Consider the following 16,246-nt stretch of genomic DNA (forward strand, 5'->3'; position numbering starts at 1 on the left):
GGATTTTTTTTTGGGCTAAAACCACATGTTCAGCCTCTTTCCTATTTTAATCTTGGTTTAATATAGCCGTTTACGAAGACAAAGGTAAATAGCAGCCCTGCGGGAAGTACCATAAAAAATCCAACGTATTCTCTTAATAATATAAAAATAATGGAGAATAGGATTGTTTGCGTAATACTGAGCTGATAAATGATTTTTAGGACAGCCTGCTTCCTATATTCCATCTTGACAGGATATAGATCAAGCCAAATATTTGTCCGATGGTGCTGATAAAGTGCCATCATCTGGAACGTGCTCAAGTAAAGAAACAGAATGGCAAATAAAAGTTTCATCCATAAATTCGGAATGAAATAAATAAATAATCCTCCGAGGACAATGAGTCTGACATACATTCCCAAGTAATCCCCGCTTCTGATAAAGGAAATGCGGAATAAATAATCATAGGTCGCTTTCTTTTCAAACGGCAGGCTTTTGCTGAAAATATTCACGAGCCATTGTCGCTTCTTTACTCGATTTTTCAGATGCGGAACATCGGCAAACATATTAGCCAGTCGATAAAACGCCTGCATCCGGTTTTGATCTTTCTCCACGAGTAAATCCCAGACGATGCCGGATTGTTTCCCAGAAAAATAATAATCATAAAGGAATACGATCACAAATAATACAGAGGTTATTCCTGCAAACATCATTTCTCCCTTAATGATAAAGTAAAATACAGCCATATTTAAGATGGTACGGATTAGGAGGTCTGTATTTCTGAGTGCCGTCTCCCTTACCTTAAGCATCCACCAGCTAGCCAATAAGTTCGCAACTTTAAAGACGAGCAGCAGTACAAGGGTCAGTAAATAGACATTTCCCTGCCTGTCCGGGTAAGATGCAAAGTATAATGGGCCGAAAGCAGCCGTAAACAGTAACACGAGATAAAGTTGGATGAAGAAACTGTAAATGATCGTATTACGGAAATATGGTCCCATTTTACTTTCCGCCACAATGATAAAAACAAGGTCAGGTTCCTTTAAAAGTGTTCTTACCGGACTGTAGCTCACAATAAGTCCAAAAGTAACCCCTATGAGAAGTGCAGTCGGAAAATTGTCAGGCAGCTCTGTGAGCCATTGCTGATAATAATAGGCTAATGCAGAGATAAAAAAAAGGATTGCAAATGCCATATGACCATTAAAGATGTACTTTAAATAACGGCTTGTCTCCTTGAGATGAGACGATAGCCGCTGTTTATAAAATTCCTGTGAATCAAACATGGCTATCTTCTTCCTTTGTTAACTGGACATAGAGATCATCCAGGGTCGAACCGGGCATCTGGAAGCTCTCCCTCAATTCTTCCAGTGTACCGATTGCTCTGATCTTCCCGTCATGCAGGATTACAAAGCGATCACAATAGCGCTCCGCAGTAGCTAGGATATGAGTGGACATCAGTACACCGGAGCCATTGCTTTTCATTCCGTCCATTAATTGCAGATAGGATTGAATGCCCAGCGGATCCAGTCCAACAAACGGTTCGTCCACAATATAGAGTGGAGGCTCAATCAAAAACGCACACATAATCATCACTTTTTGGCGCATGCCTTTAGAAAAGTGAACCGGAAACCAGTTTAACTTTTTTTCGAGACGGAATTCCTTTAACAAGGGAGGCAGCCGCTTCTCAAAGTCTTCCTCCGACAAACCATAGGCTGTTGCAGTCAAATGAAGGTGTTCATATAGTGTTAACTCATCATACAGTATCGGCATTTCTGGAATGTAGGCAAGCTGGTTACGATATGTTTCTGGATTTTCCTTAAAGGACTTCCCGTTTACTCTGACCAATCCTTTTTTCGGCTGCATGAGACCGATGATATGTTTAATGGTTGTACTTTTTCCAGCACCATTAAGGCCGATCAGCCCAACTATCTCCTTTGGCTGTACATTAAAGGAAATGCCATGCAGTACATTTTTATGTGTATACCCGCCATGCAGGTCATCAATATGTAATAATGGTTCCACAAAAGTCCCTCCTCATTATTAAATTTAATTTTATCATTATTGGGGAGCATTGCCAAAGTCAAACTGAAATTAAGTTTTCAGCAGAAAGTGACACCCGATGTCGAATAATGGACAACAGTGATCTTTTCTGAAATCAGTATTTAACCTGCCTGATAAACCAAAGCCAACTCTACATTTCATTTCGGAAATTTTCCATGTATAAGCCTTTCATTTCGGAACAAAATAGAAAGGAAGAAACGAGGGTGTCTCACATCAACAAAAATCTTGTCAAACGCAAATGAGGTGTCAGCGATCGAATATCTAATGTAATTTCGTGTAATAAACACAAAATGAGGTGTTAGTGTTCGATAATTGTTCTGAATTTCGTAATAAACAAGATGGGGTGTTAGTGTTGGGCTATTAATGAGATAAAACCTTCTTACCAAGATCCACTTCTTCTGAAATGGATAATTGGTATAACGGTTTTGTAAATGATGAAAAGCTTCATCCACAACATGATTTACAAATTGACTTACGAGTCCATGCATTCGTGCAGACATCCTCTTTCTTCTTAAAGCAGGCAGATTCGCTCCCCGCGGATCTGACCTGTTTCTTCATGTTCACCAGTTAAAAAGAACACCCTTCCCTCATTTTTAAGCCATTACCGCTTTTCTTAGAGGAATTGCTTTACTTTTCCGTCCTAACATTTATACAATATGAATAAATGATTGAAGGAGAGTCGATTGGGATGGGACATGAGGATTGTATTTTCTGTAAGATTATTAACGGGGATATACCTTCTGCAAAGGTATATGAAGATGAACAGGTATATGCATTCTTGGATATCAGCCAGGTAACAAAGGGACACACGCTTATTATTCCAAAAAACCACATGAAAAACATTTATGAGACAACACCTGAAGCGGCAAAGGAATTATTTGCCAGGGTTCCAGTCATTGCCAATGCGATTAAAAAGACCTATAGCCCGCTGGGGATGAACCTATTGAATAACAACGAAGCTGCTGCAGAGCAATCTGTTTTCCATCTGCACATCCATCTTATTCCGCGATATGGCGAAGGTGATGGCTATACACCAAACTGGACTGTACATACAGACAATTATACTTCAGAGGAACTGCAGACGATTGCCAAGGAAATTCATGCAGCCATCTGAATAAAAAATCGCCGTAAAATGAAGAGCCGAGACACAAACAGATTGCTGCAGCTAAATTAATGCTTTTGATTGCATGGTTCTTCTGTTATAATGTTTCTAACATTCCGCAGCTGACAACGAGTGTACAGCTGGGAATATAATTAGCTGAGTAGAGGAGAGTTTACAAATGAATACTAGAATTTTGGTTATTTTATCGTTATTGGTGGGGATTGGTGCTGTACTGCATACCGTTGTGCCACCTATGTTATTTGGAGTTAAGCCAGATATGCTGTTATCGATGATGTTTTTGGGGATATTACTCTTTCCAAAAGCGAAATACGTTCTTATTCTTTCTTTTGCAACGGGCTTCATCTCCGCATTGACAACATCTGCACCAGGTGGACAGATTGCCAATATGATAGATAAACCCATCACAGCAATGTTGTTTTTCGCATTATTTTTGCTGGTAAGAGACAAGATCACTACAAACATAAGTATCCCTGCACTTACTGCAGTCGGTACAATGATCAGCGGCTCTATTTTTCTTAGTGTTGCACTGTATATCGTAGGATTGATGGAAGGCGGATTTTTAGTCTTATTCGCAACAATCGTATTGCCTGCTGCAATCGTAAACACCATCATCATGATTCTTGTCTATCCAATTGTACAAAGAATCATGAAGAGATCAAAACCGATTACAGTTTCTTAATCTAATTGACAATCCTCCGGCATGATTAGCCGGAGGATTTTTTGCCTTAGAATATAGGGATGATAATGGCATTATACAGGAAGATTTTCTATAATAAACTTATAGGAAGACAGTTTTTGCAAAAATTATGTTTGATAACAGTATGAAAAGAGGAAATGATATAATAGAAGCAGGAAAGGAGCGCGTTGCAATGTCTAAAGGAAAATCATTAGTATTAGGGCTGCTTGTCGGAAGTACTGTTGGAGCAGCAGTTACATTATTAAGCACACCTGAGTCTGGATATGCGGTAAGAGGCCGTGTCAGAGACCAGGGAATGGAATTGAAAAATCTGTTATTTACTTTAAAAGAAGATGGTTTACGATTGAAGGATCAGCTTAAAAAGACCTCTAAAGAAGGTGCCGTTTTAATGAAGGATCTAACAGAAGAAATCAAGAAATCGGTCGAGGACTGGAAAGAAACGGTTGAACCTCATCAAGAAAGCATTTACCAGTCACTGGAACAGATTGAAACAAGCCTTAAGGACCTTGAAGATAAAATGAAAAATCAATAATGGCTGTAGAAGAGCTTCCCGCGAAGCTCTTTTTTACTGCTTCCTGAAGTTATTTCCTTCGGTTCTTCGTTTCCCCTTTTTCCACTATACGAATAAACTCTTCCATTAATTTTGTGTAATATCCTTCTTTCCTTAATGCCCGAATCGTTTGATTGGGATCAAGTTTTTCATTCAGCATACCTGCAAAATGGATTAAAAGCGAAGTGAAATCCAATAATCCCTCCTCTTGCTGAAGCTCATAGGTATCATTAAGCCTCTCCAGCATCTCCATCAGCTCATTATACTCCTCAAGTGAAATATTTTTTTCTATCATTAATTTAATCAAGGGGTATTGATTCATATCGATAATTTTTGAAAGCAATTGAATGTGAAAAGCAGTTCCGCCATTCATTTGATCGTATCCTTCCAATTGTTGCACCCCTCACTAAAAAAACTTTTCATATCATAGCAATTCTATTGTACAGCAACGGAAAATGACATGTAAAAAAATTTACAAATAAATACTTCAAAAACTATTGATTTTTATCCATAAACATACTATTATTCTCTAAGTGCTTATTACTGCATGTAATACATCTTATGAAAGCTGTGAGGTGATTCGAAAATGAATTGCTGGAAGTCTATTAATATAAATAAAGAAATCGGCCGTAATCGTCTCATTTTAATATCCCTGCTGATTGGCATTCTCTCATTCATGCTATTATTTGTTCCGTTTTCCCTTTTCCATGCTGGAGTCAATGTGACAGGGAATGGTTTACCATTTATTAACGTGTTATTATTATTGCCCTTATTGCATTCATGTATGAATATTTTACCACTGATTATCATGAAAAAAAGAATTAAAATTTCATTTAGACCAAGAAATAAACTTTTTCCAACATTCAACTACCATACCGAAAAACATCTGACAAAAGTAGAATCGCTGTTAGTTGGACTTGCTCCAACGCTATTCCTGACAATACCGGGATTGGCTGCAAGTTTCATTTTTACCGATTTCTATGTTTATACCTTATTGCTGACATGCATGCATATAGGTATATCGTACATTGACTTTCTACTGGTTATCCATGTAATCAAGGCACCAAAGAAAGCATATATACAAAATGTATATGATGGATTTGATATCCTTCTTAGAGAAAACTAGGAGACGGCTTTTGCCCGTCTCCTTTTTCGTATTCTTCCGATTAGCACATTCCATTTATTTTATCGAATATGCCTGTTCATAAGCAGGACTTTTTGGTAGAGTATAGAATATGAAAAGCAATGGGAGTGAAGGGGGTTGGTATCATGATGATTTTTTACATGATATTTGCATTTATCGTTCTGGTGATATTTAATTTTCTTACTAAAACGTTCTGTATAAAAATGCAATTGGATAAAGCTAAACAAGCTAAAAACTTTCGTGTAATCAATATGATCATGGTTGCATTGCTTGTATGTTCTTATCTGCGTGTAATAAATGTGGCAGTTTAAAGGTATTTTATAGGTTTTCTACATAACACTATTTTTTATCGGATGAAGTATGATATATTTATCATTGTGAAAGCTAGAAGTAACCAAAAGATTAGGAGTGTTTATAGAATATGAAGAAATTGGCATTAGCTGCTACCTTAACAGCAGGCGTATTTACATTGGCTGCATGTAACTCAGATGCAGATTCAGAAGTTGTAGCGGAAACAGCTGCAGGAGACATAACAAAAGAAGAATTTTATGACGAGTTAAAGGACCGTAATGGTGAAGCTGTTCTAGAAGAAATGGTTACCATTAAAGTACTTGAGGATAATTATGAAGTAACGGATGAGCAAATTGATGCAGAAGTCAATGCCGCTAAGGAGCAATTCGGCGATCAATTTGAAATGGTTCTTCAGCAAAGCGGATTCGCTGATGAAGAGGCATACAGAGAAGTTGTCCAAATAAGCTTGCTGCAGGAAGCTGCACTAACAGAAGACGTGGAAGTTTCAGAAGAGGAAATTAAAGAACGTTATGACCGTATGGGAACTGAAATTGATGCACAGCATATTTTAGTTGCGGATGAGGAAACCGCAAAAGAAGTAAAAACCAAGCTTGACGAAGGTGGAGACTTTGCAGAACTTGCTGCTGAGTATTCTACAGATTCATCTGCCCAGGATGGCGGAAACCTTGGTTATTTCACAGTTGGCGACATGGTGCCTGAATTTGAAGAAGCAGCGTACAGCATGGAAGTTGGTGCCATCAGTGACCCTGTTGCTACCGAACATGGTTTTCACATTATTAAAGTAAATGATAAGCGTGAAACCGAGGAAGAAATTGAGAAGTATGAAGATGTGAAAGAAGAGCTTAGACGTGATATTGCAGCATCTAAAGTAGATATGACGAATGCTCAAAGCAAAATTGACAGCTTAATTGAAGAAGCAAATGTAGATGTTAAAATAGAAGAGTATAAAGATATGTTTGCACCTGAAGAAGCTCCAGAAGAAGCAACTGAAGAACAACCAGCAGATGAACCTGCAACCGAAGAAGAAGAGACTCAAGAATAATAGCATCTGCCTATAAAACAGGCTGTCAAGGAGAATCACTCCCTGACAGCCTGTTTTTAATTTGATTCCTGCTGTTTACTTGCTTCACGCTTCTTCCTTGCTTCCTGTATGCGTTCCAGATAGATTTTCCCCTCTCGTTCGATAAATTGCTGATCCAGTTTCCTTTCTGCAAGCATTGCGCGAAAGGCCATATACCCACTAAGGAAAATCAGGATAATTACAGCGAATACCCAAAAAGGAATTGCTTCCATTATTTATCCCCCTTGTCCAATCCTTTCTATCATATATATGAACAAAAACCGGGAAAATAACTAGAGGTTAATTTTCTTCGAATAAAGGCTTATAAAATGAGCGGTTATCCATTGCAAATAAACGATCTGTGAACTCGCCAGGCTTCACTTTGTCCAAAGCACGATTGAGCATATTCATTTTTGCATCAATCAAATCGATAAAATGCAGCAGCTCTGCTTCACGCACTAACGGTGGGGTCGGGCTCCCCCATTCTGCCTTTCCATGATGACTCAAAACAAGGTGCTGAAGAATCAATACTTCTTCGCCTTCAATTTGCAGGTCTCCGGCCATCACACCGATTTCTTCTACCATAATCGGTATATGGCCAAGGAGTTTCCCTTCAAGCGTGTAGGATGTGGAGACAACTCCAGAAAGCTCTTTTAACTTACCGAGATCATGCAAAATGATTCCCGCATATAATAAATCTTTATTCAGCTGTGGATATAGTGTATGCAGTTCTCTTCCTATTTGCAGCATACTGACGATATGATGGGCCAGTCCTGATGCATATTCGTGATGATTTTTAGATGCCGCCGGATAGGTGAGCAGCCCTTCTTGATATTTTTTAATGAATGCCCGTACAAGTCGCTGGATTTTAGGATTTTCCATTTCAAAGATTGCTTCAGTCAGTTTTTCGGATAAATAGGACATCTCAACAGGTGCTTTCTCAACAAAGTCAGAGACCTGAACCCCATCTGTCGGTTGTGCAGGACGCAGAGATAAAATCTTCAACTGCGACTTTCCCCTGAACTGGTTTATCTCCCCCGTCACCTTGATGATCTGTTCAGGGACGAAAAGCGATTCATCTTCTTTCGTTGCATCCCAGAGCTTTGCTTCAATTTCTCCCGTAGCATCACGAAGTATTAGGGTCAGAAATGGTTTACCATTGCTTGCTACACCTTTCATAGATTCCTTGATCAATAGAAAGTCATCAAATGTATCTCCAACAGAATTGTAGCCGATTCCCTTTTTCATTTATTTCCCTCCCTAATTTATGGTTTATACACGCATGATATCGTGAAGATCAATACGATCCATACCTGACGCAGCGTCTGCAATTTCTTTTTTGCAAGTAAATAAGATTACCTGCTGTTTTTCAGCAGCATGACCTAGAATGTTCATCATTCTGCTTATCCGAACGGCATCAAAATGGACAAATGCATCATCCATGATAAATGGCAGCCCATGTTCCTTACTCATTATTTCGCTGATTGCCAATCTTAGCGAAACATAGAGCTGATCAATCGTCCCCTGCGATAATTCTTTAACAGTGTATCGCAGATTTTCATATGATTCTACCTGAAAGGGATTGCTTTCGGTTGGTGGATAGACATGCTGATACACGTTCCCTGTAATTTCCGTAAAATATTTCTCTGTTGTTTCAATTACTCTTGTTAAATATTTATCTCGATAGTCTTTCTTAGTCTTGCTCAGCATTTCCTTGGCTGTTTTTAAAATCGACCATTCCCTGGCCGTTTTCTGCAGCTGATCTGTTGCCATTTCATATTGATGGAGGCTTTGGGAATAAGAATCAGATGACTCCATTGCGGCAAGATTCGCCCTGAGCGATGCCAGTTCTTCCCTCACCTTTTCCAGTTCGTGTTCCAAATCCTCTATTGCTTTTACAGTGTACTCTTGGCGCATAAGCAGATTTTCTTCTGTTTCTGCCTTTTCAAGAGCCTCCTTCATACTATCTTCTGGTAATATTTTCAACAGCTGATCAACCGTTTTTTTCAGCTCCAGCTGTAATTCCCTCTTTTCATTAAATTGCTTTGCCCGGTAATAAAACAAATCTTCTGTTTCTGCTTCTGCAATTGTGTATAAGTGCCTGACTTCCATTTCATAGGCAGTTATTTTCTGCTTTAATTCTTCTCTTTTTTCTTCCATTTCGTTTAGCTGTTCCCGGTAGTTAGAGCGTTCCTGAAGTCTTTCTGATTGTAACTTAACCATATTTGCAATAATGTCCAGCATCGCATCCATATCCAAATCTGCAGCATTTTGCTGGCTAGCTGATCGCTCTATAAACTCTTCTGCCTTTAAACGAAAGGAAGCAAGCTGCCCCTCTATCTCAGCAGCTTCCCTTATATGTTTCTGCCGATCGTTGTTCATTTTTAATATCTGTTTCATGCTGTGATAGAATTCCGGCCAGTAGGCGATGTCGACCCTCTTTAAAAATGGATATGCGTCATATTGCTGATGTATCTGTTGCTCGAGTATCCTTTCTTTTTCATCAAGCTGCCTTTTCTTCTCTTTCCATTGAATGAAATGAATGCCGCTCAGCTTCTCCTGTTCTTGAAATGCTGCCTGCTCATTTTTGTTTGTACGATGCATCTCCAGAAGGTTTTCAGCTTCCATTTTTTCAGCTTCTGTTACGTCAATCGGTAAGGGATTGCTATCCGTTTGGAGCAGTTCGTCCATTTCGTCTACGGAATGTTTTGTCAACAGCCACTGTGCCATGCCGGCTGCAATGAAGAGCATCATTACAGCATATAGCCATCCAATACCAGCAATAATTGCAGCTCCTCCTGAACAAATGGCTGCAATAATACTTCCTGCCAATACGGTTGAAGAAACCTTTTTCCTTGCAGCTTTCTTTTTCACCCATGTCTTCTTTCCTTGATCCGATTCCCGTTTCATTTTCTGAAGTAAACTATATTCATTGAATGCATTCACTCTGTCATTTAGCTCGCGAACCTGGGCATCAGTTAAAAGACCACCTTCTATTTCTTTCATTTGGTTCAATATATAATTACGCTGCTGCTTTAATTGACTTTCTTCATTCGAGATTTGTTCTTTTTCCAATTTAAGCTGTTCATGTTCATTCCTCAGCTTATTCCAGGTTTTTTCCAGATAAAAAGGAAGTTCAATCCTATCAAGTTCCGTTAACTGCAATCCGATATTCAATCGGTCTGCTTCTTCGTTCAATTGGAGCTGTTCGTGATCGATTGTATTTCGGATTCTATTAAGTTCCTGTAATTGCATGTCAATCGTCGCTTTGTTATTCAGCAGGGTCTCTGCTTCCAATTGGGTTTCTTTGGAAAGCAGCCTATGTTCAGCTGCTTCCAACTTACCGTTGTATTTCGTTTCATTTTCCGCTAATATATTCCATTCACTTTGCAGCGGCAACAATAATTCTTTCCATTTCTCAAGACGTTCCAATCCACTTTCCGGAAATGATATCTGTTCCGGATAGCCAGCAAGTCTATTTTCTATTTGATGGTATTCCTGGATGAGCGGGAGCGCCTGTAATTGTTTGTCGATGGCGAACATCTTCGCTTTTTCGTCTTTTAGATTTGATTGCAGGGCAGTCAATTGACGATCATAAAGCTCAATGGATTCCGTCTTATCCCGGTAAGAGGCTTCCGTCTCGCGAAAGCTTTGTAAGGAGGCAGAAATAGTTTTCAGTTCGTTAATTTGCTGGTTAATCGCAGGTTTATTTCCTTTGGGTTTAAAAAGCTCTCCAATCCGTGTCTCCAAGCGCTTTTCAATCGAATAAATACTTGCTGAACCAGTTAATCCAATACCAAGGAGGATTTCACCTAAGTCCTCGTCCTTCATCGTCCGAATATCCGCCAAATCTAAAGCAGAAAAGGAAAAGATAGACTCGTATGTTTTGACTGTCATCCCGTTCAACCTTTTTTGCAGCCATGCCTCATCATGGACATTTCCATCCCGTGTAAAGCATATGGCGGCGCCGTTTTGGACTTCGTCAAAGCGCTCAATGTTAAAAACCCCAATTTCAGGGTCATCAAGGGTCATCCTTCCCCCCATCTTACCGCTGGTTTTAGGGCGGTAGAAGTTGCGCTGTTTTGGTGGAAGACCAAACAGCATAAATAGAATAAACTTTTGAATGGTAGTTTTCCCTGACTCGTTTTCACCATAAATGCATATTGCCGATTCCGGAGAAAAATCGACGTTATAATCAACCCATTTTCCAAATCCATTTATCGTTGCACTTCGGATCTTCAACTATTTCACCCTTTCAGCAGTTCATTGACAAGAAGCTGCTTTGCTTCTTCTTTTATCTCTTGCTCTTCCTCTTCAGACAGTACATTTAAATATTTCCTTGCCTGCCGATGCTGATAGAGCTCGCTGACAAATGGGAGAATGGATTCCTTTTCAAAGTGATGTGACAATTCTCCGATAAAATGTGTTTCTTTTAAAAGCTCCTGCCCATAAATGTCGGTATCTATATGTACGGAGACTCTGAAGATAAACTTCCAATTTTGCTGATTGCTTGTAGTTTCATTCACAAGATCTATCACATCTTCAACCAGTTTCTCGTTCTCCCATTCTTTTAACCGTATGGACTCGCTCCGCAAGGTCACATCCAACAGCTGCGGAGTATCCGCTTCTGCCAAAGCGTTCAGGATGAATTTTTCCAGATCATGTATTTGCTTGCATTCCGAGACGCTGATTTCGATTGCCTGAAACTGAATTGCCTGCAGAGGAAGGAAAGATAGCTTGGTCTCATTCTCCCGTAATATCACATGATAGCAGCCCTTCTCACCTGTTTCCTTCCTGTTCCGCCCTTGAAGGTTACCAGGATATAGAATTGGTGGGGATTGCTTTAGAATCTCCCGTTTATGGATATGCCCAAGCGCCCAATAATGGAAGTTTTCCTTAAGCAGTTCATTTATTTGAAATGGTGCATATACATCATGCTCGGTATTGCTTACAATACTTCCATGCAGCATCGCAATATGAAATGGTATCTGCGGATTGCATATTTTATATTCTGCAGCTTTCCTATCAAGAACTGCCCGGTTCTCATAGCTGAATCCATAAATCCGCGCTAATTCCTTGCCATCTTTCATAAAGGTAAAATGACTAACCTTTTCACCTGAAAATATAAAAACATTATCTGGATATGCCACCGGATGGACATTTCCTTTTATGTAATCGTGATTTCCATAGGACAAATAAACATTAATCCCGTGCTTCTGCAATCTTTCAAAAGATTTGCGTAGCCGGATCTGTGCTTTCAAGCTCTGCTTTTCGTTATCGAATAAATCTCCGGCAATCACTAAAAAGTCGACATTTCGGTCAATAGCCGCCTCGACCAGATGATCCAAGGCCATAAACGTACTTTCCCTCATTTCCTGGAAAATGGATGCAGGGGCATGTGCCATACCTTTAAACGGACTGTCCAGATGCAGATCAGCAGCATGGATAAAAGAAACCTGCTCTGCCATATAATTCCCTCCCTTGCCTTTTGATACTTATCTCCATTCTATCAAAGCAAACAATAGAATGCACGTTCTACATCAGAAAAAAACTTCCTAATATAGGTATAAAATCGACATACTAACCATCTCCTATGATTCTTTCATTACTCCCTTTGGCAGCAACTGGAATCGAAATACAAAAATTGATAGAAACAGGAAGACTCTTATGTGGGCAAGCGGTAAACATTCCTGGTAACGAAAAAGGGCGACAACGATACGCTATTGATATCGATGTCGCCCTTTTCACTTATTAGGTTATTGTATTTTTTCCACCTATTAAACCAAATCCTTAGACCTTCCAACAAGGACACCTGGCTGTTGTTCCTGTGTCCACGTGCTCTTCGCCGGAATTTTAGAATGGTCTGCTCGATGGGCATATTTTTTTGCAACCTTCGAAACTTCCTGCAGCAACCCTTCATTTAACGTAATCGGTTCTAGACCTTTTGATAAGAAGAGGTCATTTTTAACGTGCAGTTCATTTTCTGCAGACTCTTTTCGTGGATTAGAAACATATGCTATCTCGCCACCAGTAAGCTCACTGATAAGCTTGGCCAAATCATTGACTCGATGGGTTTCAGTCATTTGGTTAAATATCATCACCCGATCCTCGCGGCTTGGGGGATTCTCAATCGCCAGCTGGATACAGCGAACCGTGTCTTGGATATGAATAAACGCTCGAGTCTGTCCACCTGTTCCATGAACGGTAATTGGATGATCTACTGCAGCCTGCATAAGAAAACGATTTAATACGGTCCCATAATCACCATCATAATCAAAGCGATTGATTAATCTTTCATCCAATTTAGTTTCTTTCGTATTCGTTCCCCAAACGATTCCTTGATGGAGATCTGTGATTCTGACGCTATCATTCTTATTATAGAATTGGAAGAGCAGCTGATCTTGTGACTTCGTCATATGGTAGACTGAACCAGGATTTGTCGGATAAAGGATTTGCTGATCAACCCTCTCTCCTGTTTCTGTCTTAACTTCAACGTCAAGATAGCCCTCAGGAATCTTCATACCAGCAGTTCCATAACCATAGACTCCCATTGTTCCTAAATGAACAAGATGGATATCAAGTCCAGAATCGACAATGGCACATAACACATTATGTGTCGCATTCAAATTATTATCAATCGTATAACGCTTATGCTTTGGCGATTTCATGGAATACGGGGCAGAACGCTGCTCGGCAAAGTGTATAATGACGTCAGGCTGCTCGTCCTTCAATACTTTCAATAAATGATCATATTCATCTGCAATATTGATATTATAGTAACCAATCTTCTTCCCGGAAACCTCTTCCCATACCCTTAATCTCGTACCGATTGGCTGAATTGGTGTTAATGATTCAGCTTCCAATTCATTATCAATATTGCGTCGAGATAAATTATCAATGATAATAACTTCATGTCCCGCATTCGAAAGATGAAGACTTGTTGGCCATCCACAAAACCCATCCCCGCCTAAGACAATAATTTTTTTAAAGTTCTTATCTTCTAAGTTCAATTTCTATCATCCTTTGTCTGTTATTCTATCTTCAAATTTTAAAGAAGGTATAGGAGAACCAACTCTTATTATATTCAAAGTATAACTTGAATAATAAAATAAAAACAACAATTTACCATAACAGCGATTTTTGATACTGGTTTTGTTTATACACAATCGATAGCCTTTTTCGAAAATATCAGCCTGTTTCACCGGCTTAGCAATTTTTTTGGAGAACATCTATACCCTGGATACGTACGTTAATCAGTATTCATGAAAACTTATTCGTATTGTTGACGTTTTCCAAATTAGTATTTTATTCCCAGTTGAAAAGTGATTACCGTAATGCGTTGCTGCCACCTCCTATTCCATCAGTTGAATGCCTAAAAAATTGTCTTTAACGTATTTTACGTTTATCAATCAATAAAAATGAATAACGATTGAGGAAACAGACTCCACAATCGTTATTCACTATAAAGCTATGGATTTTCATAATGGAAAGCGAAGCTACTATATTTCTATAAAGAGAGGAATTTTACTAGGTGGGTTTGGAAAGGATGTTATTGTTTAATGGAATAGACTGCAGAGCAAGATCGGCGCTATTCTTAGAAAACTTTCTTTGTTGTTCTGTCTTCTATCAGAATCTCTACCGCTTCTCTAAAGCGCTGTGAATGAACAATCTCTCTTTCTCTTAGATATTTCAGACCATCATTTAAGTCCGGATCATCCGACATATCTATAATCCACTGATAGGTTGCACGGGCCTTCTCCTCAGCGGCAATATCCTCATAGAGATCTGCAATCGGGTCACCTTTGGCCTGAATGTACGAAGCTGTGAAAGGAACACCAGCTGCATCATGATAGAAAAGCGCCTTATCATGATTGACATAGTGGTCTCCAAGACCTGCTGCTTTTAACTGTTCTGGGGTAGCATCCTTGGTCAGCTTATAAACCATGGTTGCTATCATCTCGAGATGGGCAAATTCTTCTGTCCCAATATCATTTAACAGTCCTACTACCTTGTCTGGAATGGTATACCGCTGATTCAGATATCTGAGAGCGGCGGCCAGTTCTCCATCAGCACCTCCATATTGTTCAATTAGGAACTTTGCCAGCATTGGATTGCACGTGCCTACTCTAACTGGATATTGGAGCTTTTTTTCATAATACCACATTCCCATTTCCCCCTCGCCGTTACTTCATTCCCTTACATTATCAGTAATACAAACTAATAAATTCACTTGAAGACTTCAAAAAACTTGAATTTAGGTAGAAACTTTTAACAGCAACTTTAGATAAAAACTTCGAATTAAAAATTCAAATAGAACATTTAAGTAGAAAATTAAATAGAAACTTAAATAGAAACAAGTTGAATCAAACCTGCCACGGCCACGGTGTATCATTCCAATTCCAAGGATAACCGGAAAAACTTTTTCCAAAGTGCATAAGCGGACCAAATTGTTGTTCAAATTGAATCTTTAACTCCATACTCCTTTTCGAAAGATCGTTAAACTGCTTTATGGCTTCGTAATCGTCGGGATGGGTATCCAAGTATAAGTTTAATTCAAGTACGACAAAATCATTTGCTTGGATCTCTTCAAGCAGCACGTAAAATTCAGGTGGCATTTCCTTATTCATCATTATCCCCCCTTTGCTGTGGATTGGGATATGGACTATAAAGCTGCGGCCAGAGTGTGCCAGCATAAAGCGCTTCTTTTGCGGTTTGGAATTGTGCTAATCCCGGTGGCTGGAAACCCATATACAGCTGCGGCGGAGTGGAATAGCTCTTCACTCTTATTGGCTTGCAAGGATCAAATGGACTAATGTACGGCTCCCAATATTTATATTGTGTAGGCATAGTATCCTCCTTTCTAATGCAAACGTATCTCCAATATATATGTGCCTAATTCCAATTCTATTCCTTGAATCTTTCTGTTTGATACAACTTCAACCACCCTTCATTTCCCAGGAGAATCTGACCAAAGCCATCGTTTTATATTAAACACAACAGTGCAACTTTTATTTCATCACAAAAAAAAGCACTGCAAACGCAGTGCTGATTGATTTGAGAGTTGTTGAAACTCCATTATTTTCTGTAGCCTAATTAAGCTACAACATCATAGCCTTGTTCTTCTACAGCCAGACGCATGGCATCCAATGTTACTTCTGCTTCATCATATGTTACGTCAACCTTACCGGAAGCAAGATTCACTTCAGCACTTTTGACGCCATTCAATTCATTCAGGGCACCTTCCACCGACATTTTGCAATGCCCGCAAGTCATTCCTATTACACTTAAAGTAGTTTTCATTCTTTATCCCTCCTTCAAAATCAACG

Annotated in this window: 17 protein-coding genes; 5 read left to right on the forward strand and 12 right to left on the reverse strand. The window is 39.3% G+C overall.

What is annotated here, in order from left to right; all coding sequences use genetic code 11:
* Window positions 1-41: 41 nt before the first annotated feature.
* Together OMHG_RS08550 and OMHG_RS08555 are read right to left on the reverse strand one after the other, a co-directional pair.
* Complete coding sequence (locus tag OMHG_RS08550; RefSeq protein WP_010650111.1) at window positions 42-1,256, reverse strand: ABC transporter permease; 1,215 nt, start codon at window positions 1,254-1,256, stop codon at window positions 42-44.
* Complete coding sequence (locus OMHG_RS08555; protein WP_010650112.1) at window positions 1,249-1,995, reverse strand: ABC transporter ATP-binding protein; 747 nt, start codon at window positions 1,993-1,995, stop codon at window positions 1,249-1,251. Before OMHG_RS08555 ends, OMHG_RS08550 begins: the two co-directional genes overlap by 8 nt.
* A 727-nt stretch (window positions 1,996-2,722) precedes the next feature.
* Here OMHG_RS08555 and OMHG_RS08565 point away from each other — a divergent pair.
* The 3 genes from OMHG_RS08565 (at window position 2,723) to OMHG_RS08575 (ending at window position 4,386) form a co-directional block, all read left to right on the forward strand.
* On the forward strand, window positions 2,723-3,148 hold the full coding sequence (locus tag OMHG_RS08565) for an HIT family protein (protein WP_010650114.1): 426 nt from the start codon (window positions 2,723-2,725) through the stop codon (window positions 3,146-3,148).
* A 166-nt stretch (window positions 3,149-3,314) separates the two neighbouring features.
* The gene (locus OMHG_RS08570; RefSeq protein ID WP_010650115.1) at window positions 3,315-3,836 is read left to right on the forward strand and encodes a tryptophan transporter; all 522 of its coding nucleotides are present in this window, start codon (window positions 3,315-3,317) and stop codon (window positions 3,834-3,836) included.
* Window positions 3,837-4,026: 190 nt separating this feature from the next.
* On the forward strand, window positions 4,027-4,386 hold the full coding sequence (locus OMHG_RS08575; protein WP_044476879.1) for a YtxH domain-containing protein: 360 nt from the start codon (window positions 4,027-4,029) through the stop codon (window positions 4,384-4,386).
* A 49-nt stretch (window positions 4,387-4,435) separates the two neighbouring features.
* Here the strand turns inward: OMHG_RS08575 and OMHG_RS08580 are convergent, their stop codons facing one another.
* Window positions 4,436-4,804 (reverse strand): DUF1878 family protein, encoded by a 369-nt coding sequence (locus OMHG_RS08580; RefSeq protein ID WP_237566163.1) that lies wholly within the window; start codon window positions 4,802-4,804, stop codon window positions 4,436-4,438.
* A 186-nt stretch (window positions 4,805-4,990) separates the two neighbouring features.
* Here OMHG_RS08580 and OMHG_RS08585 point away from each other — a divergent pair, with 186 nt between their 5' ends.
* Both OMHG_RS08585 and OMHG_RS08595 read left to right on the forward strand, forming a co-directional pair.
* Window positions 4,991-5,530: a DUF3267 domain-containing protein gene (locus OMHG_RS08585; protein ID WP_010650118.1), complete on the forward strand. Its 540-nt coding sequence runs from the start codon at window positions 4,991-4,993 to the stop codon at window positions 5,528-5,530.
* Window positions 5,531-5,969: 439 nt separating this feature from the next.
* A complete protein-coding gene (locus OMHG_RS08595) occupies window positions 5,970-6,902 on the forward strand; it encodes a peptidylprolyl isomerase (protein ID WP_010650120.1) in 933 nt (310 codons plus the stop codon).
* A gap of 56 nt (window positions 6,903-6,958) precedes the next feature.
* Here OMHG_RS08595 and OMHG_RS08600 read toward each other — a convergent pair whose 3' ends face one another.
* The 9 genes from OMHG_RS08600 to copZ all read right to left on the reverse strand — a co-directional run bounded on the left by OMHG_RS08600 (window position 6,959) and on the right by copZ (window position 16,220).
* Window positions 6,959-7,153 (reverse strand): sporulation YhaL family protein, encoded by a 195-nt coding sequence (locus OMHG_RS08600; RefSeq protein WP_010650121.1) that lies wholly within the window; start codon window positions 7,151-7,153, stop codon window positions 6,959-6,961.
* 67 nt (window positions 7,154-7,220) lie between these two features.
* Window positions 7,221-8,168 (reverse strand): 3'-5' exoribonuclease YhaM, encoded by a 948-nt coding sequence (gene yhaM / locus OMHG_RS08605; protein WP_010650122.1) that lies wholly within the window; start codon window positions 8,166-8,168, stop codon window positions 7,221-7,223.
* Between the two features lie 24 nt (window positions 8,169-8,192).
* Window positions 8,193-11,162, reverse strand: a complete 2,970-nt coding sequence (locus OMHG_RS08610) for an ATP-binding protein (RefSeq protein WP_010650123.1) — start codon at window positions 11,160-11,162, stop codon at window positions 8,193-8,195.
* A 5-nt stretch (window positions 11,163-11,167) separates the two neighbouring features.
* Window positions 11,168-12,388 (reverse strand): metallophosphoesterase family protein, encoded by a 1,221-nt coding sequence (locus tag OMHG_RS08615; RefSeq protein ID WP_010650124.1) that lies wholly within the window; start codon window positions 12,386-12,388, stop codon window positions 11,168-11,170.
* 309 nt (window positions 12,389-12,697) lie between these two features.
* Window positions 12,698-13,930, reverse strand: a complete 1,233-nt coding sequence (locus OMHG_RS08620) for an NAD-dependent epimerase/dehydratase family protein (protein WP_010650125.1) — start codon at window positions 13,928-13,930, stop codon at window positions 12,698-12,700.
* 584 nt (window positions 13,931-14,514) lie between these two features.
* Complete coding sequence (locus OMHG_RS08625; protein WP_010650127.1) at window positions 14,515-15,084, reverse strand: manganese catalase family protein; 570 nt, start codon at window positions 15,082-15,084, stop codon at window positions 14,515-14,517.
* A 199-nt stretch (window positions 15,085-15,283) separates the two neighbouring features.
* Entirely contained in the window at window positions 15,284-15,547 is a 264-nt protein-coding gene (locus OMHG_RS08630) for a spore coat protein CotJB (protein WP_010650128.1), read from the reverse strand.
* On the reverse strand, window positions 15,540-15,767 hold the full coding sequence (locus OMHG_RS08635; protein ID WP_010650129.1) for a spore coat associated protein CotJA: 228 nt from the start codon (window positions 15,765-15,767) through the stop codon (window positions 15,540-15,542). The genes OMHG_RS08630 and OMHG_RS08635 overlap by 8 nt, the downstream gene beginning before the upstream one ends.
* Window positions 15,768-16,013: 246 nt before the next feature.
* On the reverse strand, window positions 16,014-16,220 hold the full coding sequence (gene copZ / locus OMHG_RS08640) for a copper chaperone CopZ (RefSeq protein WP_010650130.1): 207 nt from the start codon (window positions 16,218-16,220) through the stop codon (window positions 16,014-16,016).
* Window positions 16,221-16,246 lie beyond the last annotated feature (26 nt).

It is taken from the genome of Oceanobacillus massiliensis str. N'diop, assembly GCF_000285495.1.
Classification (GTDB): domain Bacteria; phylum Bacillota; class Bacilli; order Bacillales; family Amphibacillaceae; genus Oceanobacillus; species Oceanobacillus massiliensis.